Here is a 21069-nt window from a genome sequence, read left to right as displayed (position 1 = left end):
GGGAGTGCAGAGCTGAGAGGGGTTGGGGTGAGGGTCGGGGCGCGCGATGCGGTGATGCGGCCGATCCCCACGCAATGCGCTCAAGGTCGCCTTTGCGTTCGTCGGCGCTGTTACGTGCTCAGCCGCGACCCCCCAACCAAGCCACCGCCCCACGCCCCGCCCGAACCCCACTCGCATAACACGCCGTCAGCAGATACCCACCGGTCGGCGCTTCCCAGTCGAGCATCTCGCCCGCGCAGAACACGCCGGGCATCGTGCGCAGCATCAGCGTGCCGGCATCCAGCGCTTCCAGGCGCACGCCGCCGGCGCTGCTGATCGCCTCGGCGATCGGCCGGGCGCGCAGCAGTCGCAGCGGCACGCGCTTGATCGTGCGCGACAGCAGTTGCATATCGTGCATCGCGTCCTTCGGCAGCACCTCGTACAGCAGCGCGGCTTTCACGCCGATGATGCCCGCATGCCGACGCAGATGTTCGGTGAGGCTCCGGCCGCCGCGCGGCTTGTCGAGATCGGCGCGCAGGCGATGCAGTTCGCGACCCGGCGCAAGATCCAGCTCCAGCGTGACCTCGCCGCGCGCCGCGATCGCATCGCGCAGCATCGCCGAAAGCGCATAGACCAGGCTGCCCTCGATGCCGGTCTGCGTGACCACGCATTCGCCCTGCAGCTCGTGCGCGGTCCCCGCGTCGTCGTGCCAATGCGCGACCACCGGCTTCAACGGCGCACCGGCGTGACGGCTGGCGAAGTGTTCGCTCCAGCCGATGTCGAAGCCGCAGTTCGACGGCTGCAGCGGCGCGACATCGACTCCACGCGATTGCAAGGCCGACACCCACGCGCCATCGGAACCGAGCTCCGGCCAGCTGCCGCCACCGAGCGCCAGCACCGTCGCATCCGCGCTCACGATCGTCTCGCCCTCGAGCGTCGCGAAACGCAGCGCGCCGTCCTCGCGCCATCCGAGCCAGCGGTGCTGCACGTGGAAGCGCACGCCGTCCTCGCGCAGGCGCCGGACCCAGCCGCGCAGCAGCGGCGCGGCCTTGCGATCGGTCGGGAAGACGCGGCCCGACGTGCCGATGTAGGTGTCGATGCCGAACCCGCGCGCCCATTCGCGCAGCGCGTCCGCATCGAAATCGTCGAGCCAGGCGCCGACCTCGCGTGCGCGTGCGCCGTAGCGCTGGTCGAACGCCGGGCGCGGTTCGCCATGGGTGAGGTTGAGCCCGCCCTTGCCGGCGATCAGGAACTTGCGCCCGACCGAGCCCTTCGCCTCGAACAGGTCCACCTCGACGCCGGCCGCGCGCGCGACCTCGGCGGCCATCAGTCCGGCGGGGCCGCCGCCGACGATGGCCAGGCGCGTGTGGAGCTGCGGGGGAGTGGGCATGCGCGGGTGGGGTGGAGAGGGGGCGACATTATGCGGCGGTGGGGTTATCCGGGCGCTGCGATTCATCCAAACCCGCAGCGCGGTAGTGCAGGAAGGTCTGGTTTCCCGTCGCTTCGTTGCCCCTCACTCGAACTCCCCCTCAGCTCTGCACTCCCTTCGGTCGCCGCTGGTAGAGGGGCTTCCACGCCCTGAGGGCGGGCAGGTTCCGGCAACTTCAGTGCAATCCCCGGCCCGGCAAAGCAGGTATCTTCGAGCGCTCCGCCACAGGAACCGCTCCGCCCATGCATCGCCGCACCGTTCCCGCCGCCCTGGCGCTCCTCCTCGCGGCGGGCGCCGCGCACGCCGACGACGCCGCACTGCCGCCGCAACTGCAGGACTTCGACGCCTACGTCGAGGGCGTGCGCAAGCAGTTCGACGTCCCGGGCATCGCGGTGGCGATCGTGAAGGACGGGCAGGTCGTGCTCGAACGCGGCTTCGGCGTGCGCGAGATGGGCAAGCCGGCGCCGGTCGATCCGAAGACGCTGTTCGCCATCGCCTCCAACACCAAGGCGTTCACCGCGGCCTCGCTGTCGATCCTCGCCGACGACGGAAAGCTGAGCCTGGACGACCGCGTGATCGACCACCTGCCGTGGTTCCGCATGTCCGACGCCTACGTCACCCGGGAAATGCGCGTGCGCGACCTGCTCGCGCACCGCAGCGGTCTGGGGCTGGGTGCCGGCGACCTGCTGTACTGGCCGGGCACGGACTACACCACGGAGGACGTCGCGCGCCGCCTGAAGGACGTGCCGCTCACCGGCAGCTTCCGTGGACAGTACGCCTACGACAACATCCTGTACGGCGTGGCGCAGCTGGTGATAGAGCAGGCCGGCGGCATGAGCTACGCGCAGTTCCTGCAGCAGCGCATCTTCGCGCCGCTGGGCATGCGCGACACGCGTTTCAATTCCGATGCGCTGCGCCCGCGCGACAACGTCGCCACCGGCCACGCGAAGGCCGATTTCAAGGACCTGCAACCGGCGCCCCGCATGTCGTGGCACAACGTGTCCGGCGCCGGCGGGATCTATTCGAGCGTGCACGACATGAGCCGCTGGATGAACATGCAGCTCGCCGGCGGCACGTACACCGATGCGAAGGGCACGCAGCAGCGGTTGTTCAGCCAGAAGCGCCAGGACGAGATGTGGTCGGTGATCACGCCGATCGCGATTCCGAAGCCCGCCGTGCCGGAACTCGAAGCGGCGAAGCCGAGTTTCCTGGGCTACGGCGAAGGCTGGCAGCTGTCGGATTACCGCGGTCGCAAGCTCGTCTCGCACACCGGCGGCTGGCCGGGCATGGTCTCGCGCGTGACGCTGGTGCCGCAGCAGAAGCTGGGCGTGATCGTGCTGACCAATGCCGAGGTCGGCGGCGCGTTCAACGCGGTGACGATGCGCGCGCTCGACGCCTACCTCGATGCGCCGCGCACCGACTGGACCGCCGCCTACGCCGCCGCGCTGGCGAAGTCGAAGGACAAGGCCGCCGAGGACTGGCGCAAGCACGTCGAGGCGCGCGCCGCCGATGCGCCGCCGTCGCGTCCGTTGTCGGCGTACGCGCGCACGTATCGCGATCCGTGGTACGGCGACATCGTGGTCGAGCAGGGCAAGGACGGCCTGGTGATGCGTTTCTCGCGCACGCCGGACCTGGTCGGCCGGATGGAACCGTGGCAGCACGACACCTTCGTGGTGCGCTGGGACGAGCGCTGGCTCAACGCGGATGCGTTCGTGACCTTCTCGCTCGACGCCGATGGCAAGGTGCGCGAAGGACGGATGGAAGCGATCTCGCCGCTCACGGATTTCAGCTTCGATTTCCAGGACCTGCGCCTGATGCCGGTCGAGGAGAAGAGCGAATCCTGACGGGCCCGGGTGAGGGCGGCGATCAGCCCAGCAGGTGCAGCGCCATCGACGCGCCCACGCACCACGCCACCACCCACGGCGCGCCCGCGCGCCAGCGCAGCAGCATCGCGAAGGCGACGAGCACGATCGCGACGTCGCGCCACGTCGCGATGCCCTGCGTCCACACCGGATCGTAGAGCGCCGCCGCGAGCAGGCCGACGACGGCGGCGTTCACGCCCGCCAGCATCGGCGCCGCCCCGCGCACCGCCTGCACGCGCCGCCAGAACGGTAGCGTCGCGGCGAGCAGCAGGAAACCCGGCAGGAACACCGCCATCAGCGCCAGCGTCGCCGATGCCGGCACGGGCCAGCCGGTCGGCGTCGCGGCGCCGAGGTAGGCGGCGATCGAGAACATCGGCCCGGGCACGGCCTGCGCCGCGCCGTAGCCGGCGAGGAAGGTGCCGGACGGGATCCAGCCGGTATCGACCAGCGATTCCTGCAGCAGCGGCAGCACCACATGGCCGCCGCCGAACACCAGCGCGCCGGCGCGGTAGAACGCGGCGGCCATCGCGCCGGCACCGGGCTCGCGCGGCGGCCACGCCAGCGCGGCGGCCAACAGGCTGGCGAACACCCCCAGCCATGCCAGCGCGACGCCGTGCCCGTACCGGACCGGCAATGCGTCCGGCGATGCCGGCGAGGCCACGGTCCGCGCGCACAGCATCGCGCCGAGCACGGCGCCCAAGGCGATCGCCGCCAGCTGCGACCAGGCCGTCCCCAGCCACAGCACGCACAGGCAGGCGATCGCGGCGATCGCCGCGCGCCGCAGGTCGGGCGTCATCTGCCGCGCCATGCCGAGCAGGCCGTGCGCCACCACCGCCACCGCGACCAGCTTCAACCCGTGCACCAGCGCGGCGCCGGGCCCGCGATCCAGTCGCGCCGACACCGACGCGAAGCCGAACATCAGCAACGCCGAAGGCAGGGTGAAACCCGCGAACGCCGCTAGCGCCCCGCGCCAGCCCGCGCGCAGCAGGCCGATCGCGAACCCCATCTGGCTGCTCGCCGGGCCGGGCAGGAACTGGCAGATCGCCAGCAGCTGCGCATAGCGGGCATCGTCCAGCCAGCCGCGACGGGCGACGAATTCCTCGCGGAAATAGCCCAGGTGCGCGATCGGCCCGCCGAACGAGGTCAGGCCCAGCCGCAGGAACACCCGGAACACCTCCAGGGCAGGCGACGTCTCGATGGTTCGGGGTCCGGTGGAAGGCACCGTCGGAGTATGCCGCGTGGACCTTCCACTTCGTCGACACCGGCGCCACCATCATGCGCACCGCAGACGAAGGAGCAGGGCCATGCAGGCGACGAACCCGCAGTGGTGGCAGGACACGCAGGACATCCCGACGATCGTCCGTGCGATCTACGAATGCATCTCCGGCCCGGCCGGCGCGCCGCGCGACTGGGCGCGCTTCCGCTTCCTCCAGCATCCGCGGGCGCGCAGCCTGCGCACGGTCGTCGAAGCGGACGGCGGCACGCGTGCGGTGGTGTTCGACGTGGAGGACTACATCGACGACGTCGCGCCGTACTTCGCCGCGAACGGCTTCTACGAAGTTGAGATCGACCAGCGCGTGGAGCGCTTCGGCCAGGTCGCGCACGTGTGGAGCCGCTACGAGGCGCGCGAAGCGCCGGATTCACCGGTGATCAAGCGCGGCGCCAACAGCATCCAGCTGTGTTTCGAGCACGGCCGCTGGTGGGTCTTCAGCACCGTCTGGGACAACGAGCGTGAGGGCGTCGTGTTCGACCTCTGGTAGGACTCACGCGCCGGTGCACCGCCCCGTGCAATGCTGAAGGTCTCGTGATGGAACGCCGGACGGCTGGAACCGGCGGGCGTCCGTCCCCAGAACGAAGGCTCACCGCCAAGGAGCGCCTGATGTTCCAAGCTTCAATGAGGGTTTCCGTACTCGACCTGGCCCCGATCACCGAAGGCGGCGACGCCGCGCAGGCCTTCGCCAACACCCTCGATCTGGCGCGTCATGCCGAACGCCTGGGCTTCCACCGTTACTGGCTGGCCGAGCACCACAACATGCCCGGCATCGCGAGCGCGGCCACGTCGGTGCTGATCAGCCACGTCGCCTGCGGCACGAAGACGATCCGCGTCGGCGCCGGCGGCATCATGCTGCCCAACCATGCGCCGCTGCAGGTGGCCGAGCAGTTCGGCACGCTGGCGTCGCTGTATCCGGGGCGCATTGACCTGGGCCTGGGCCGCGCGCCCGGCACCGACCACGCCACCGCGCACGCGCTGCGACGTTATTTCGAAGCGGCCGACATGTTCGCGCAGGACGTGGTGGAACTGCTGCATTACTTCGAACCGGTGCAACCCGGCCAGGCCGTGCGCGCGGTCCCCGGCGCGGGGCTCGACGTGCCGGTGTGGCTGCTGGGGTCCAGCCTGTTCTCGGCGCGGCTGGCCGCACAACTCGGACTGCCGTTCGCGTTCGCGTCGCACTTCGCGCCCGATGCGATGGAGCACGCGCTCACGATGTACCGCCGCGAGTTCAAGCCGTCCAAGCGATTGCAGCAGCCGCACACGATGCTGGCGCTCAACGTCGTCGCCGCGGAAAGCGGCGCGCAGGCGCGGCGTCTGTTCACCACCCTGCAGCAGGCGTTCGTCAATCTGCGTCGCGGCCGTCCGGGATTGATCCCGGCGCCGATCGACGACATCGAAGCCTACTGGACGCCGCTGGAGAAAAGCGGCGTGGAGCAGGCGCTGGCGTGTTCGGTGGTCGGCGACGAGGCGGCGGTGCGCGAGGGTATCGATGCCTTCGTCGAACGTCACAAGCCCGACGAACTGCTGATCACCGCGAACGTGTTCGACCACGCCGCGCGCGTGCGCTCGTTCGAGATCGCCGCGCAGGCGTGCCGCTCGCTGGCGTGACACGCCGCGCTCAGTGCGGGCGCACCTGGAGCAGTTCCACTTCGAACACCAGCGAGCCATTGGGCGGAATCACACCGCCCGCGCCCTTGCGGCCGTAGCCGTATTCGGCCGGAATCATCAGCACGCGCTTGCCGCCCACGCGCATGCCGGCCACGCCTTCGTCCCAGCCGCGGATGACGCGGCCGGCGCCGAGCAGGAAGGTGAAGGGCTCGCTGCGGTCGCGGGAGCTGTCGAACTTCTCGCCGCGTCCGTCGGGCTTGCGCTTGTCGTAGTTCCAGCCGGTGTAGTGGACGGTGACGTCCATTCCCGGTTTCGCTTCCGCGCCGGTGCCGACCTGCTGGTCGACGATTTCGAACTTCGGAACCACGCCGCCCGGCGGCGGGCCGGGATCGGCGCAGGCGGCGAGCAGGGTCAACGCGGCGAGCGCGGCGACGGTGTTGCGGATGCGCTGGAAGGTCGTCATGCGCGCAGGGTAGGGGAGTCGCGCGCGTTCGTCATGTGGCGCGCCGCCTTCAATCGCCCGCGGGCACCTGCACCAGCTGGATCCAGTTTCCGCACGTATCGTCGAACTGCGCCACGATCGCCGGCCCCATCTCCGCCGGTGGCGCCTTGAAGCGCACGCCGCGTTCGACCAGCCGTTCGTACTCGGCCTGGATGTCGGCGCTGAAGAACGCCGTCGCCGGAATCCCGCGTTCGTACAGCTGGCGCTGGAATTCGCGCGCGAAGTCCATGCCGTTGGGTTCCAGCAGCAGCTCGACGCCGGCCGCGCCTTCGGGCGAGGTCACCGTCAGCCAGCGCGCGCCACCGGCCGGCATGTCCTTGTCGAGCTGGAAGCCGAGCACGCGCGTGTAGAAATCGAGCGCGTGCGCCTGGTCGTCCACCAGTACGCTGGTCAGTCGGATCTGCATGCGTGGGTACTCCGTGCCGTGTTGGAAGAACGGGCACTCCGATGCGACGCACTATCGCGCCGCATCGGAGCGTCATGCTCACGTCGCCGGAATGCGCTTCTCGTACTCGGCATTCACCGGTCCGAGCGTGGCCCAGAAGCCCGCCGGCGTGCGTCCCGCAAGGCGGTCGGCCAGGATGCCCAGGTGCGTGTGCCAGCCACCGGCGACATCGACCATGCCTTCGCGGCTGGCCAGGCGGCTGTGCGTGAGCACCAGCTGCACTTCGTCGCCGCGTGGCGTGAGTTCCATGCGCACGCGCGAATCGCTGCCGTTGTCCTCGCCCCAGGTGAACACCAGCAGGCGCGGCGGATCGCATTCGATCACGTGCCCATGCGACTGGATTTCCCCACCGTATTTCGCGTACTTCGGCGGTGGCGCGGCATCGTTCTCGGTCAGGCGGTCGTTGTGGAAGACCAGCTCGACCGCGCCGCCGGGACGCAGGTCCATTTCGCCGCGCGCGAGCCAGGTGCCGCGTTTCTCCGATTCGGTGAGGTAGGCCCATACGCGCTCGATCGGGCCGGGTAGCAGGCGTTCGATGCGCAGGGTGTCGGGCGCGGTGACGATGCCGAAGTCGTTCATGGGTGCTGCTCCTTCGCGTGGGGAACGGGTGTTCGAGAACGGGTGTTCGAGATGGCGCGCGAGCGAGGCGAGGATCGTGGTCCAGCCCCGTTCGGTGCGATCGGCGTAGGGCGCGTATTCGGGCGCCATTTCGTGGGTGAGGGTGAGCCGGCAGCCGTCCCCGTCGGGTTCGATGTCCACGGTGATGCGGTCGCCCCGTGCCTGCGGATCGAGCGCGAGCGTCAGCACCAGCCGGCGCGGGCGATCGATCTCGAGATAGCGGCCGTAATGCGCGGCATCGCCATCCGGACGACGTTCGACGATCGCGTATGCGCCGCCGACGCGCGGATCGACGTCCATGCGTAGCATCTGTCCGCCCTGCGTCGCGTACAGCCAGCGGCCGAGCGTGGCCGGATCGAGCCACGCGTCGAACACGCGCTCGGCGGATGCCTCGAAACGACGGTTCACGCGCACGGCGACGGAACTCATCGCCTGCTCCGGTCCGGGCGGCCGGGCTTGATCGTCGCGGCCTTCCGCGGCGGCTTCCCGCGCGCGGCGTTCTCGCGATCCTCGGCCCGCAGCAGCGATTCGAGCGCGTCCAGGCGCTGGTTCCAGAACCGCTCGTAATGACGCATCCATTCCATGCCGGCATGCAGCGGGCGCGCGTCGAGCCGGCACACGTGCGTGCGGCCCTGCACCTCGCGCTGCACCAGGCCCGCGCCTTCGAGCACCTTGATGTGCTTGGACGCGGCGGCCAGCGAGATCTCGAACGGCTGCGCGAGCTCGCCCACGCTGCGCGGCCGGTGCGAGAGATCGCGCACCATCGCGCGGCGGGTGGGGTCGGCGAGGGCGCGGAACACCGCGTCGAGGCGATCGGAGTGTGATTCAACCATGTGGTTGAATATCGACATCGCGGTGCCGATTGTCAACCATCAGGTTGAATGTTCCGACGAGCGGCGCGCCGGCCGGATCGTGGCCTGCGGCGGTGGCCGTTCACGTTCGAAATCCAGAGGGGCCTGGCCCAGGGAACCGACGATGCCGCAGACGAGCAAGCCCGCGCCGCAACGCCATTTCGGCAAGCACCGCGGCGTGGTGATGGACAACATCGATCCCCTGCAACTGGGGCGCGTGCTGGTGCAGGTTCCGCAGGTGTTCGACGGCGACGGGCGCTGGGCGATGCCGTGCGTGCCGGTGGCCGGCCACCAGAGCGGACTGTTCCTGCTGCCGCCGGTGGGCGCGCCGGTGTGGGTGGAATTCGAGCAGGGCGACGCCGAACTGCCGATCTGGGTCGGCGGTTACTGGGTCGACGCCGCCGAACTGCCATCGCTGGCGCAGGCCGGGCACGCGGTCGCGCCGGCGCTGGTGCTGCAGACGCCGGGACGCAATGCGCTGACCGTGTCCGATCTCCCCGGGCCCGACGGCGGCGTGCTGCTGCGTTCGCAGAGCGGCGCATCGCTCGCGGTGAACGACGCCGGCATCACCATCAGCAACGGACGCGGCGCGAGCATCGTGCTGGCCGGCTCGATGGTCACCATCAACGACGGCGCGCTGACGGTGGTGTGACGTGCCGGGCCTGATCCTCCATCTGGGCGCGAGCGTGACCTGCTCCCACGGCGGCCCCGCGGTGCCGACCGTGCCTTACTCGCGCGTCACGCTGTCGGGCCATCCCGTGGTGACGGTGGCCGCACCCTACCAGATCGCCCATTGCAACCTGCCCGCACCGGCCGAAGCGCTGCGCTGCACGGGCGGCCAGTGGCTGCATGGCAGCACGCGCGTGTTCGCCGGCGGACGGGCGCTCGTGCTCGACAGCAGTCCGTCGATGTGCGTCCCCAATGGCGCGGCGATGCTGGTGCTGGAGTGCCAGACGCGGGTGAATGCGGTGTAGGGCTCGCCGTTCCCCCTGGGTTGCCGTTCGAGAGTGCGTCACGATGTCCGTCGGCGAATCGCTGCGGCACCGCTTGAGGTGCTGAGCTCGTCGCGAGCCTCTTCGGCCCGGCGGAATTGCCCGACCGTCATGTGCGGAAATCCTGCGAAGCGGGCGAAGTCCTGCCCGCTGACGACGCGGCGAATTCCGACATGAGCTCGCGGCACGTTTCCCGCGCCGCTGGCGTGTTCCCGTACACGCGATCCTTGCGTTCGCTCCTAGCCTGTCCCGGTTCCGAAACATGCGGGGAAGCGAATGCATCGGCGATGGTGGCTGCTATCCGTACTGCTGTGCGCGCTGTTGCCGCGCACAGCCGCAGCGTCGCAGAACGTGCACAAATGCATCGCACCCGGAGGCGCGACGACTTACCAGGACTCGCCATGCGAGGATCCCTTGCGCGAAGCGGCCCGGTGGGAAGCGCCCATCGACCCGCACCCGCCTGCCGAACCGTCGAATGCGGCGGCGCCGAAGCGGGAGCGTGACAGCAGCAGCCCCGGCGTCGCGTCCAGACGTGCCGGCACGCGCATGCGAAGCAACGGCAGCGCGAGCAGCATCCGCACCGCGTCCAGGCCGTCCGCGTGCGAAGCGGCGAAAGCGAACCGCGACAGCACGCTCGAACGCGTCGGTCTCAAGCGCACCTACGACCTGCTCAGCCGTCTGGACGAGCAGGTGCGAAGGGCATGCCGATGAGGTCAGAACTGCACCTGCAGGCGCATCAGCAGCAGGCGCGGGTCGTCGTCCACGTCCCGGCGACGGCTGTCGGCGATCACATAGTTCGCCATCACGCGCGCATACCGGTTGAGGTACCAGGTCGCGCCGAGGTTCCAGTCCGATTCCACGCCACCGCGCGACGCGGCCGAATCCAGATCGAGCACGCTGTAACGCAGGACGAGTTCCCACGCCGTGCCATCGCCGACCGTCGGCGCGGACACCGTGCCGGCCTTGTAATTGCGGCGATGCCCGGAAGGCGACCAGCTGGCGAGCGCGTATCCGCCGGTGCCACGAAGATCCGCCTCGCCATCGCGCGTGGCATGGACCGCGGCGGCTTCGGCCTGCACCGACCACGCGCCGCCGATCCACAGCGCTTCCAGGCCCGCGCGCTCGACGCGATCCACGTCCACGATCGTGCCGGTATCGACCAGGCTGGAGGTTGCCAGCGCGGTTTCGGGCTTGCTCGAGAACCGGGCGCTTTCGCTGTCGGGCGAATCCACGGCCGCGCCGACGCCCAGGTGCAGCAAGTCTTCGCCGAAGTGCAGCGCGCGCGAGGCGCGCACCGCCATGCCGACGCCTTCGTTCTTGCCGTCCAGGCGCTTGCCGAAAACCGCCGCGTTGACCGCATGGTCCGCGTCCGACCAGCCATAGCCGACGCCGATGCGGCGGCCGAGCGCGAACGCGCCGAGCAGGGAGGCGTCCATCATCGGCGTCTGCCGTGCGCTGGTCGCATCCTCCATCAGGAACGGCTGCTTGAACTGGCCCAGGCGCAGCGCATGCCCCTTGGCGGGCGTGAACTGCAGATAGACGTCGGGCGTGGAGCGGTCGGTGAACTCATGCTCGACGTTGATCTGCCAGCGCTCGCCGGCCTTGAGCACGAAGCCCAGGCGCGCCGAGCGCACCTTGTCCACGTCCTCGAACGGTTTGACGTCCGGCTGCGCTTCGACGTTGTCGTAGTAGATGACGCCCGTGGGCTTGAAGGAGACGGCGCCGGCATGGGCGCAGACGGGGAGAGCGGCGACGGCAAGCGCGATCGCCAGCGATCGGATCGGGAAGTGCGACATCGGGGAACCGGAAGAAGCGGCGCCGCGAACGCAGCGCCGGAAGTGAAGGGGAGTGCGGCGCCCGTGGAAAGCGGGCGCGCACTCGACTACGGGTCGATCAGGAGACGGGCTGGATCAGAATTCCTGCCAGTCCGAATCCATCGCGGCGGCGGCGCCGCCACGAACCTTCCGCGGCGCGGGAGCCGGACGCGTGGCAGCGGCCTTCACCGGCGCCCTGGGCTTTTCGGCGCGGGACGCGGCCGGCAGATCGACGACCGGCGCGCGCAGGTTCGCTCCCTGCGCGGTGCGGAACACCGCAACGGTCTGCACCAGCTGCTCGGACTGCTGCTCCAGGCTGCGCGCGGCGGCGGAGGCTTCCTCCACCAGTGCCGCGTTCTGCTGCGTGCCTTCGTCCATCTGCGTGATGGCCTGGTTGATCTGCTCGATGCCGGCGGACTGTTCCTGCGATGCGGCCGAGATGTCGGCGATGATGTCGGTCACCTTGCGCACGCTGCTGACGATGTCCTCCATCGTGCGGCCGGCCTGGTCGACCAGCTGGCTGCCTTCCTCGACCTTCACCACCGAGTCGGTGATCAGCTGCTTGATCTCCTTGGCGGCGTTGGCCGAACGCTGCGCCAGCGAGCGCACTTCGGCGGCGACGACCGCGAAGCCGCGACCCTGTTCGCCGGCGCGTGCGGCTTCCACCGCGGCGTTCAGCGCCAGGATGTTGGTCTGGAACGCGATGCCGTCGATCACGCCGATGATGTCGGCGATCTTCTTCGACGACTCGTTGATGGCGTTCATGGTGTCGACGACCTCGCCGACCACCGTGCCGCCCTGGCCGGCGACTTCCGCCGCGCTCTGCGCCAGCTGGTTGGCCTGTCGCGCGTTGTCGGCGTTCTGGCGCACGGTCGAGGTGAGTTCCTCCATCGACGAAGCGGTTTCCTCCAGCGAGGCCGCCTGCGATTCGGTGCGCTGCGACAGGTCGTTGTTGCCGGCGGCGATTTCCGCCGCGGCCGAGCTGATCGCATCCGAGCCCTGGCGGATCTGGCCCACGATCTCCGACAGCTTGTCCACGGTGCGGTTGGCGTCGCTGGCGAGGCGGCCGAACTGGCCCGGAAGTTCCACTTCGACGCGGCGGTTCAGGTCGCCGTCGGCCACCGCGGAGAGCAGCGTGCCCACTTCGTCCAGGCCGTTGTCGGCAGTCGCCATCAGCTGGTTCAGCGCGTCCACCACGTCGCGATAGACGAACTCGAAGCGCGACGCGTCGCCGCGACGGCTGAAGTCGCCCGCGACCGCGGCGTCGACCAGCGTCTTGATCTCGGCATTGATCGCGTTCATGCCGCTCTTGACCGAGTCGACCGCATCGGTGATGCGCGCCTTCTGGCCGGGCAGGCGGTCCATGTCCTGCGACAGGTCGCCACGGGCGTAGGCGGCCACGATGGCGATCGCACGGGCATTGAGGCGGATGTGCGAATCCACCAGCGCGTTGATTTCGCCCGCCATCTGACCGTAGGCGCCGGGCAGATCGCGGTTGTCGATGCGGAAATCGATCTCGCCTTCGTCATGTCGACGGGCAATCTCGCCCTGCGCGTGGGCGAAGCGCTGCAGGGTCGCCTGCATCTGGCTCATGCTGCGCAGCAGCTGACCGGCTTCGTCCTGGCTGTCGACCACGATGCGCTCGTCGATGCGGCCGGCGGCGATGCCCTGGGCGACGCTCGTGGCGCGTGCCAGCGGACGGGAAATCGCGCGTGCCAGCAGGAAGCCGAGCCCCGCGCCCAACAGCACCAGCACCGCGATGCCGACCCAGATGTTCCGCACGGTGCTGCGATGGTTCGCTTCCGCCAGGCCGACCATGTTGTCGAGACCCTTGGCGTTGTAGCCGGTCAGGTCACCCAGGGATGCGAAAAGCCTGCGCCGGATCGGACGCGACTCCTCGCCGGAGACACGGCTGGCCTCGGCGAAGTCGTTCGCGGCCACCGCGGCCATCATCTTGTCGTGCGCGGCGAAGTACGCCGAGAGGTCCCGCGCCACCACGTCGTAACGCTTGCGTTCCTCGGCGCTGGAAATCAGCTTCTGGTAGGCCTCGATGGCCGCGTCGATCTTCGCCTTCGAATCCTCCATGCGCTTGCGGTAGTCGGCCAGCTGCGTCTCGTTCCCCTGGAACTGCAGCTGCGAGATCTCGAAGGTGCGGTACTCGCCCAGTTCCGCGCGCATGCCGAGCAGATGGCGAACCGAAGGCACCCAGTTGCGGTTGATGTCGGTGATCTGCACGTTGCCGGCGCTCAACTGCATGATCGAATACCCGCCGAGCAAGGCGGCCAGGGCGATCACGGCGGCAAAGGCCACCGCCAGTTTCCTGGCGATGGAAAGGTTCTTGAATCCACTCATGGGGAACTGCTCGTAGGAAGGAGGCGGACGGTCCGCGGAAGCGTTACGGTTCGGTTAACGGCACCCGCCGCGCGGGCTGAAGCTCCGAAACTGAACGGCAACGTTCATGCTGTAGCGGCGTACGCGCATTCAGGAAGGACGCCGCGATGCATGCCGCGCAGGCATGCCGTGCAGTCAGGCGGGGCCGCCGTCTGTTCCCGACGCCATCGCCAGCCCCAATGCGATGCGGACCTTCGAAAGCAGTTCGACCTGACGAAACGGCTTGGAGAGCACGTCGAACTCGATCGGCCCGTCTTCGGATTCGCTGCCGGCCTGGCCGGTCATCAGCAGGACGCTCAGACGCGGGAACCGCCGCACGGCCTCGCGGGCAAGCGCGAGCCCGCTGCGCGTTCCGGGCATGACGATGTCGCTGAGCACCAGGTCGAACGGGCCGTCGAGTTCGAGGCAGGCCAGCGCCGATTCGGCTTCGTATGCGACGGCCACGCTGTAGCCGTTCATCTCCAGCGATTCCTTCACCAGCATGGCGAGATCCTCGCGGTCGTCGACGACCAGCACACGTGGCGCGGCCGGTTCGGTCGCCTCCGCCATCTCCGCGCGCGCGGCATCGATCGTGTCCGTGGCGGGGAACAGGAAGGTCACGCGCGTTCCAAGGTCCTTCTGGCTTTCCAGGAACAACGTGCCGCCGGATTGGCGCGCGAAGCCGTACGCCATCGACAGCCCCAGGCCCACGCCGTTGCCTTCGCCCTTCGTGCTGAAGAACGGATCCAGCACGTGCGCGAGGATCGCCCGCGACATGCCGCAGCCGTTGTCCGCGATCTCGATGGCCACGTAGCGGCCCGCCGGAATGTCGCGCATGCGCGCCTCGTGCGCATCCACATCGTGGTTGCGCGAACTGAGGGACAGGCTCTGATCGCCGCGTCCCTGCATCGCGTCGCGGGCGTTGATGGCGACGTTGAGCAGCGCGGTCTCGGCCAGCACCGGATCGAGCGTGCACCCCCACACGCCGTCGCCGGGATGCAGCGTCAGCTGCACCTGCTCGCCGAGCGCGCGGCCGAGCACCGCGCGCAGGTTCTCGAGCAGTTCGTTGACGCACAGCGCCGTGGCACTGCCGGGGCGTCCGCGCGAGAACGTCTGCAACTGCGAGGTGAGGGCGTCGACCCGATCGATCGCGTCGCGACAGCGGCCGAAGTGCCGCAGCGTACGGTGGGGCAGCTCCGGCGACTGCATCACATCCTGTTCCAGGATGTCGAGCGTGGTGCCGATCACCTGCAGCAGGTTGTTGAACTCGTGCGCGATGCCGCCCGTCAGCTTGCCCAGCGCTTCCAGGCGCATGCATTGCTGCAGCGCATCCTCCATCTCCTTGCGCCGCGTGACGTCGCGCTGGTAACCGAACAGGCAGCCAACGCGGCCGTTCGCCTCTTGCACCGGCGAGATGTGGAGCAGGTTCCAGAACGTGCTGCCGTCCTTGCGGTAATTCACGATTTCCGTGGCGAACTCGCGTTGTTCCGCGATCGCGGCGGCGATGTCCGCCACCGTTGCGCGATCGGTCTCCGGCCCCTGGAGGAAACGGCAATTGCGCCCGAGCACCTCCTCGCGCGCATAGCCGGTCATGCGCAGGAACGCTTCGTTGACATAGAGGATCGGGTTGTCGCCGCCGATGCCCGCGACGACCATGCCGACGCTGCTCTGCTCGACGATCCTCGCGAACACCTCGGGCGCGAATTGCGGAACGCATTCGCCCTCGTTCGCCGCCGGTGCCGGAGCAGGGTGCAGCGATTCCGGATCGACGCCTGCCTGGCCCACGTGATGCTCCCCGGCGCCTGCGCCGCGCCGAAACCTTCCGGATGCGCACACGATGGCGCTGCGCGTGTGAACGCGCCGCATAGCGGGAAGGGCGAGGTGCGGATTCCGTGCACGCACCGGCACTGCCGGGTCGGCGTGGCGCGGATGAATCGATGTCCGATGGGACAATCGCGCGGCAGATCATGCGGGCTGTCGCCGTCGTACCACGAAGGCCGCGGTCCAGCCATGTGGATCGTCCCGTCGGCTACGTGGGGCGCGGGATTTCGGTGTCGAGCCCTCCGCTGCGGACCAGTAGAGGGAGCAAGAGGCGGAGCTAAAGTGCGAGGGCAGAGCACTAGCGCCAGGCGCTCACGGAAGTGATGGCACCGCTATTCCTCCTCCCGCTGCTTGCAAGGGGAGGTTGGGGGGGCGGAGGCACGGTCCGCGGCGAACTTGATGAGGTGAACCTGACGAAAGGGCGCTGAGCACTTCACCCTCCCCAACCCTCCCCTGCGGAGCAGGAGAGGGAGCAAAGAGCGAGTGCAAGGCGGCACGTGGGCGTGGGGCGACAGCGTGCTGCGCGCGTCGATCCACGCTCGACCGCGACAGAAAGACCATGGGCTCACCGACGCGGTGGCGCCTCTGTTGCTCCTCGCCCCCTGCTTGCAGGGGAGGTTGGGAGGGGGTTAGAGGCGCGGTCCGCGCCGAACTTGATGAGATGAGCCTGACGAAGTGGCGCCGTGCACTTCACCTCCCCAACCCTCCCTGCGGAGCAGGGGAGGGAGCCCAACGGTGAATCACAATCCGATGTCGAATCCCTCCCTCCCGGTTCGTCCAAGCGGATGAGCCCCCGGAGAACCGCCGCATGAACGCAAGCCACGTCGCTTCCTATCCCCCCGACCGCAACTGGCCGCTGGTCGCCGCTGGCGCCGTGCTGGGTTGCGTCGGCGTCGGGGTGATCTTCGCGCTGGCGGTCCTGCTCGGGCCGATGAGCGTCGCGACCGGCTGGTCGCGCGGCGCGTTGTCCAGCGCGATGACGCTGGCGTTCCTGAGCATGGGCGTGGGCGGTTTCGCCTGGGGCACGCTCAGCGACCGCATCGGACCGCGCAAGGTCGTGCTGGTCGGGGCGGTGCTGCTCGGGTTGTCGTGCATCCTCGCCGGCCGCGCGACGAGCCTGTGGCAGTTCCGGCTCACCTACGGCGTTCTCATGGGCGTGGCGGTGTCGAGCTTCTTCGCGCCGGTGATCGCCGCCACGGCCTCGTCGTTCGAGAAGCGCCGCAACATCGCCGTGTCGCTCGTGTCGGCCGGCGTCGGCGTCGCGCCGATGACGATGTCGCCGCTCGTCGCGTGGCTGGTGACGCAGTACGACTGGCGACAGACCTTGCTGATCGTCGGCGTCGTCGCGTGGGCGCTGACCCTGCCGGCGGTATGGTTCGTGCGCGCTTCGCCGATTCCGGAGCCTGGTCCCGAACACGCATCCGCAAGTGAACCCGGCGAGCCCACCATCGGCAACGCGGGACAGGCACTGCGCTCGCGCGCCTTCATCGTGCTGGCACTGACGTTCTTCGCCTGTTGCGCCGCGCATTCGGGCCCGATCTTCCACACCGTGAGCTACGCCGTCGGCTGCGGCCTGGCGGTGACGACGGCCGTGACGATCTACAGCATGGAAGGCGCGGCCGGGCTGGGAGGACGCGTGCTGTTCGGACTGCTCGCCGACCGGCTCGGCGCGAAGCCGGTGCTGATCGCGGGGCTGCTGATCCAGGCCATCGCCGCGGTCTCGTACCTGGGCGTGAACCAGCTCGACGGCTTCTACGCGGTGGCGATCGTGTTCGGCATGGCGTATGGCGGCACGATGCCGCTGTACGCCTCGCTCGCGCGGGAAGCGTTCAGTCCGCAGATCCTAGGCCTCATTCTCGGTGCGGCCGGCATGCTGTCGGCGTTGGGAATGGCGCTCGGGCCGCTGCTCGGCGGATGGCTGTTCGATCGCTACGGCAGCTACACGTGGATGTACATCGGGTCGATGTCGGTGGGGCTGGGGGCGGCGGCGATCGCGCTGTGGTTCCCGTCGAAGCGGAAGCCGCGCCGGCCGGAGGCGCTGCGCCCCGTGTTGCAGGAGTAGCGATGCGAATCTCCCGGGCGTTCGGATCGAGCGACGTTCTTCACGGTAAGGGCGAAGCTCACGCCCGCCGCAACCGCACCATCGCCTCCAGCCCGCCGCCGTCCCGATTGCGCAACATCAGCGTCGCGCCGATCGACTCCGCCAGCTGCTGCGCGATCGCCAGCCCCAGTCCGGTGCCGCCGGTATCGCGATTGCGCGACGCTTCCAGGCGGTAGAACGGCTCCAGCACGCGGGCGAGTTCCGCCTCGGGAATGCCCGGCCCACGATCGCGGATGCGGATCGCGACCGCATCCGCTTCGTCGCGCAGATCGACCTCGGCCGCGCCTGCGTACTTCAGCGCGTTGTCGATCAGGTTGGCGACGACGCGGCGCAGTGCGTGCGGACGGGTGACGACCGGCGCGGCGATGCGGCCGTCGAGGTTCACCGGTCGCCCCGTATCGCGGTAATCGCAGACCAGGCTGTCGAGGAACGCGTTGAGGTCCAGCCGCACCGGCGGCTCGTCGCTGCCATGCGCGCTGCGTGCGTAGGCGATGCCTTCGCGCACCAGGTGCTGCATCTGGTCGAGGTCGTCGAGCAGCTTCGTGCGCTCGGGCGCTTCGTCCATCGACTCGGCGCGCAGCTTCATCCGCGTGATCGGCGTCTGCAGGTCGTGCGAGATCGACGCGAGGATCTGCAACCGCTCCTTCATGTAGCGCGCGATGCGGTCCTGCATCGCGTTGAAGGCGCCGGCGGCCTGCGCGACTTCGATCGGGCCGTCGGTGCCGAGACGTTCGCCGTCGCCGTCGGGGCGCACGTTCTCCGCTGCCCGCGCGAGCCGCGCGAGCGGGCGCGTCGCCAGCCGCACTGCGGCCCAGGCGCACAGCAGCAGCACGGCCAGCTGCAACGCGAGCAGGTAGGGAAGCCACCGCGCCAGCGGCATCACCGAGGGCTGGACGTCGATGACCACGGGGCTGCCATCGCGCAGGCGCACCTGCACCTGGAAGCGTTCGGGATCGCGCGACAGCTGCCGCGCTCGCGTCGTGTAGCGCGGGCCGAGCGCGCTCGCGATGGTGCCGGCCATCTGGCGCGAGGTCGCGCCTTCCAGCGGCGTCCCCGGATCGCCTTCACCGAGCGCGTAATGGAACGTCCGCCGCCGCAGCATCGGCAGCCAGTACGCGCGTTCGTCCGGCGGCAGGCGGTCGAGAAGGTTCACGGCGACGACCACGTCCTGTTCCAGGTTGGTCATCAGCATCGAACTCGCGGCCTCGTAGCGCTCGTAGAACAGCAGCCCGAACGACAGCGCGTGCGCGAGCAGCAGCCCGCCGGCGAGGATCGCGTACAGCCGCGAGGCCATGCTGCGCGGAAGCCAGCGCGATCCGGCATGCGCACGCATGTTCATCCGTCCTCGCCCACGACGGTCACCGCCATGCTGAAGACATAGCCCTCGCTGCGCACGGTCTTGATGTAGCTCTGATCGCGCGCGTCGTCCTGCAGGCGCTGGCGCAGGCGGCTGACGAGCAGGTCGATGGAGCGGTCGAACAGTTCCGCATCGCGGCCCTGCGTCAGGTTCAGCAACTGGTCGCGGCTGAGCACGCGGTTGGGATGGTCGAGGAACACGCGCAGCAGGCGGAACTCCGCGCCGCTGAGCGCCACCACGGTGCCGTCCGGATCGAGCAGGTGCCGCGCGGTGGTGTCCAGCCGCCAGCGACCGAACGCGAGCAGGCGCGCGGCTTCGGTGACCTGCAGGTTCGGCGGCAGCATGCGCGTGCGCCGGATGACGGCCTTGATCCGCGCCAGCAGTTCGCGCGCGGCGAAGGGCTTGGTGACGTAATCGTCGGCGCCCATTTCCAGGCCGATGATGCGGTCGGTCTGGTCCTCGCGCGCGGTCAGCATCACCACCGGGATCGCGCGATGCCGGCCGGCGCGCAGGTTGCGGGTGAGGGTGAGGCCGTCCTCGCCGGGCATCATCAAGTCCATCACGATCAGGTCGATGGCGTGCGTCTCCAGCACCGCGCGCATCTCGCGCCCGTCGGCGGCCTCGCTCGCGCGCAGACCGTTCTTGCGCAGATAGTCGGCGACCATCTGGCGGATCTCGCGATCGTCGTCCACGACCAGGATGTGGTCTGCGTGTTCCATGCGGCGCTCGGGAAGAGGGAGGCGATGACGCGATTGTGCCATCGCCCCGGGAGGGTTCAGCGCGTGGCGAGCAGTTCGCGGATGCGCTGCTCGGTGGCCTCGTAGCCGCCTTCGCCGTAGTGGCGATGGACGATGCGGCCGTCGCGATCGACCAGGTACAGCGCCGGCCAGAAGCGGTTGCCCCAGGCGTTCCAGGTCTCGTAGCCGTTGTCCTGCGCGACCGGATAGGCGATGCCGAAGCGTTCGATCGCGCGGCGCACGTTGTCGGTGCTGCGCTCCTCGTCGTACTCGGGCGTGTGCACGCCGATCACGACCAGGCCCTGCTCGCGGTAGCGCTCGTGCCACTGCCGCACGTGCGGCAGGACGTGGATGCAGTTGATGCAGGAGTACGTCCAGAACTCCACCAGCACGACCTTGCCCTTCAGCCCCGCCATCGTCTGCGGCGGTGCGTTGAGCCAGCGGGAAATGCCGGTGAATTCCGGTGCGGGCGCGGCTTTCGGCGGCTCGGCCTGCGCACCGGGCGCGCAGCCGGCGAGCAGCGTGAGCGACAGCGCGAACGCGGTGAGGATCGACTTGAACATGGGACACCTGCTGATGAGGTTTGTGGGCGATCGACGGAACGACACCGCCTCGCGGCCCGGGCACGGCGCAGGCGCGCCTGCCCGGGCCGCGTCGCGGTCGCGATCCAGGTTCAGGTGACGATCTCGACGTCCACGTCGCCGCGCGTCATGCGCGAGTACGGGCAAGTCTGGTGCGCGATGTCGACCAGCTGCCGGCGCGTGGCCTCGTCCAGCCCGGGCAGCTTGACGTCGAGCTTCACCGCGAGCTGGTACTCGCCGTTCGCGGTCTTGCCGAGCACGACATCCGCATCGACCGCGGTATCGGCCGGCAACTTCACCTTCAGCTCGTTCGCGGCAAAGCCCAGCGCGCCGATGAAGCACGCCGACCAGCCGATGCCGAACAACTGCTCCGGATTGGTGCCGGGGCGGTTCGAACCCGGCGTGCTGAGCGCGACATCGATGGCCCCGTCGCTGGAACGGCCCTTGCCGCTGCGCCCGCCGGTGACATGGGTGTGCGCGGTGTAGACGACGGTCTGGAGGGAGTGGGTCATGGCGATGTTTCCTCGGTGTGGGTGGCCGGTGGTTTCCGGTGGCGCCATTCCATGCCCGCGCGGTATCGCGCCCGTGTCGGGCGACCGGGAATTTTGTCGGGGAATGTGGCCGTCAGGTGCGCGGATACAGTCCGATACAAACGCGCCACCGAAGCACCGCAGCCCTGATAGCCCGGGCAAGCGAAGCGCACCCCCGGCCGCCGCCGCGCCGAAAATC

General features: G+C 69.3%; 20 protein-coding genes. 7 read left to right on the top strand and 13 right to left on the bottom strand.

All coding sequences use genetic code 11. The features are described 5' to 3' along the window. Nucleotides 1-118: 118 nt before the first annotated feature. Nucleotides 119-1369: a TIGR03862 family flavoprotein gene (locus I4U41_RS08150; RefSeq protein WP_206860657.1), complete on the bottom strand. Its 1251-nt coding sequence runs from the start codon at nucleotides 1367-1369 to the stop codon at nucleotides 119-121. Between the two features lie 281 nt (nucleotides 1370-1650). Here I4U41_RS08150 and I4U41_RS08145 point away from each other — a divergent pair, with 281 nt between their 5' ends. Further along, nucleotides 1651-3252: a serine hydrolase gene (locus tag I4U41_RS08145; RefSeq protein WP_206860656.1), complete on the top strand. Its 1602-nt coding sequence runs from the start codon at nucleotides 1651-1653 to the stop codon at nucleotides 3250-3252. A 22-nt stretch (nucleotides 3253-3274) separates the two neighbouring features. Here the strand turns inward: I4U41_RS08145 and chrA are convergent, their stop codons facing one another. After that, nucleotides 3275-4492: a chromate efflux transporter gene (gene chrA / locus I4U41_RS08140; protein WP_206860655.1), complete on the bottom strand. Its 1218-nt coding sequence runs from the start codon at nucleotides 4490-4492 to the stop codon at nucleotides 3275-3277. Nucleotides 4493-4574: 82 nt separating this feature from the next. Here chrA and I4U41_RS08135 point away from each other — a divergent pair, with 82 nt between their 5' ends. After that, nucleotides 4575-5030 (top strand): hypothetical protein, encoded by a 456-nt coding sequence (locus I4U41_RS08135; protein WP_206860654.1) that lies wholly within the window; start codon nucleotides 4575-4577, stop codon nucleotides 5028-5030. Between the two features lie 119 nt (nucleotides 5031-5149). Further along, nucleotides 5150-6151, top strand: coding sequence for an LLM class flavin-dependent oxidoreductase (locus tag I4U41_RS08130; RefSeq protein ID WP_242525098.1), 1002 nt, complete (start codon nucleotides 5150-5152; stop codon nucleotides 6149-6151). A 10-nt stretch (nucleotides 6152-6161) separates the two neighbouring features. Here I4U41_RS08130 and I4U41_RS08125 read toward each other — a convergent pair whose 3' ends face one another. From I4U41_RS08125 to I4U41_RS08110, 4 genes are all read right to left on the bottom strand, one after another. Further along, the gene (locus I4U41_RS08125) at nucleotides 6162-6614 is read right to left on the bottom strand and encodes an FKBP-type peptidyl-prolyl cis-trans isomerase (protein ID WP_206860653.1); all 453 of its coding nucleotides are present in this window, start codon (nucleotides 6612-6614) and stop codon (nucleotides 6162-6164) included. A gap of 49 nt (nucleotides 6615-6663) precedes the next feature. Then, nucleotides 6664-7059, bottom strand: coding sequence for a VOC family protein (locus I4U41_RS08120; RefSeq protein WP_206860652.1), 396 nt, complete (start codon nucleotides 7057-7059; stop codon nucleotides 6664-6666). Nucleotides 7060-7137: 78 nt separating this feature from the next. Then, nucleotides 7138-8145 (bottom strand): SRPBCC domain-containing protein, encoded by a 1008-nt coding sequence (locus I4U41_RS08115; protein ID WP_206860651.1) that lies wholly within the window; start codon nucleotides 8143-8145, stop codon nucleotides 7138-7140. Then, nucleotides 8142-8549, bottom strand: a complete 408-nt coding sequence (locus I4U41_RS08110; protein WP_206860650.1) for an ArsR/SmtB family transcription factor — start codon at nucleotides 8547-8549, stop codon at nucleotides 8142-8144. Before I4U41_RS08110 ends, I4U41_RS08115 begins: the two co-directional genes overlap by 4 nt. 142 nt (nucleotides 8550-8691) lie before the next feature. Between I4U41_RS08110 and I4U41_RS08105 the strand changes: the two genes are divergently transcribed. From I4U41_RS08105 to I4U41_RS08095, 3 genes are all read left to right on the top strand, one after another. Then, a complete protein-coding gene (locus tag I4U41_RS08105) occupies nucleotides 8692-9219 on the top strand; it encodes a phage baseplate assembly protein V (protein WP_206860649.1) in 528 nt (175 codons plus the stop codon). A gap of 34 nt (nucleotides 9220-9253) precedes the next feature. Beyond that, the gene (locus I4U41_RS08100) at nucleotides 9254-9541 is read left to right on the top strand and encodes a hypothetical protein (RefSeq protein WP_320415156.1); all 288 of its coding nucleotides are present in this window, start codon (nucleotides 9254-9256) and stop codon (nucleotides 9539-9541) included. A 432-nt stretch (nucleotides 9542-9973) separates the two neighbouring features. Continuing rightward, nucleotides 9974-10270, top strand: coding sequence for a hypothetical protein (locus I4U41_RS08095; protein WP_206860647.1), 297 nt, complete (start codon nucleotides 9974-9976; stop codon nucleotides 10268-10270). A gap of 2 nt (nucleotides 10271-10272) precedes the next feature. Here I4U41_RS08095 and I4U41_RS08090 read toward each other — a convergent pair whose 3' ends face one another. The 3 genes from I4U41_RS08090 to I4U41_RS08080 form a co-directional block, all read right to left on the bottom strand. Continuing rightward, complete coding sequence (locus tag I4U41_RS08090) at nucleotides 10273-11355, bottom strand: OprO/OprP family phosphate-selective porin (RefSeq protein WP_206860646.1); 1083 nt, start codon at nucleotides 11353-11355, stop codon at nucleotides 10273-10275. A gap of 114 nt (nucleotides 11356-11469) precedes the next feature. Beyond that, on the bottom strand, nucleotides 11470-13725 hold the full coding sequence (locus I4U41_RS18515; protein ID WP_206860645.1) for a methyl-accepting chemotaxis protein: 2256 nt from the start codon (nucleotides 13723-13725) through the stop codon (nucleotides 11470-11472). A gap of 174 nt (nucleotides 13726-13899) precedes the next feature. Next, nucleotides 13900-15528 (bottom strand): PAS domain-containing protein, encoded by a 1629-nt coding sequence (locus I4U41_RS08080; RefSeq protein WP_206860644.1) that lies wholly within the window; start codon nucleotides 15526-15528, stop codon nucleotides 13900-13902. Between the two features lie 844 nt (nucleotides 15529-16372). Between I4U41_RS08080 and I4U41_RS08075 the strand changes: the two genes are divergently transcribed. Further along, on the top strand, nucleotides 16373-17626 hold the full coding sequence (locus tag I4U41_RS08075) for an MFS transporter (RefSeq protein ID WP_206860643.1): 1254 nt from the start codon (nucleotides 16373-16375) through the stop codon (nucleotides 17624-17626). A 58-nt stretch (nucleotides 17627-17684) separates the two neighbouring features. Here the strand turns inward: I4U41_RS08075 and I4U41_RS08070 are convergent, their stop codons facing one another. The 4 genes from I4U41_RS08070 to I4U41_RS08055 all read right to left on the bottom strand — a co-directional run bounded on the left by I4U41_RS08070 (nucleotide 17685) and on the right by I4U41_RS08055 (nucleotide 20852). Then, on the bottom strand, nucleotides 17685-18998 hold the full coding sequence (locus I4U41_RS08070) for a sensor histidine kinase (protein WP_242525097.1): 1314 nt from the start codon (nucleotides 18996-18998) through the stop codon (nucleotides 17685-17687). 2 nt (nucleotides 18999-19000) lie between these two features. Next, nucleotides 19001-19741, bottom strand: coding sequence for a response regulator (locus I4U41_RS08065; protein ID WP_206860641.1), 741 nt, complete (start codon nucleotides 19739-19741; stop codon nucleotides 19001-19003). Between the two features lie 56 nt (nucleotides 19742-19797). After that, nucleotides 19798-20322: a thioredoxin family protein gene (locus tag I4U41_RS08060; protein WP_206860640.1), complete on the bottom strand. Its 525-nt coding sequence runs from the start codon at nucleotides 20320-20322 to the stop codon at nucleotides 19798-19800. Nucleotides 20323-20432: 110 nt separating this feature from the next. Further along, nucleotides 20433-20852, bottom strand: coding sequence for an organic hydroperoxide resistance protein (locus tag I4U41_RS08055; protein ID WP_206860639.1), 420 nt, complete (start codon nucleotides 20850-20852; stop codon nucleotides 20433-20435). Nucleotides 20853-21069: the final 217 nt, after the last annotated feature.

The sequence above is a fragment of the Lysobacter changpingensis genome, from assembly GCF_017308985.1.
In the GTDB taxonomy this organism is placed as follows: domain Bacteria; phylum Pseudomonadota; class Gammaproteobacteria; order Xanthomonadales; family Xanthomonadaceae; genus Lysobacter_J; species Lysobacter_J changpingensis.
The sequence above is the reverse complement of the archived record's forward strand: the minus strand, read 5'-3'. Positions and strand labels throughout refer to the sequence as shown.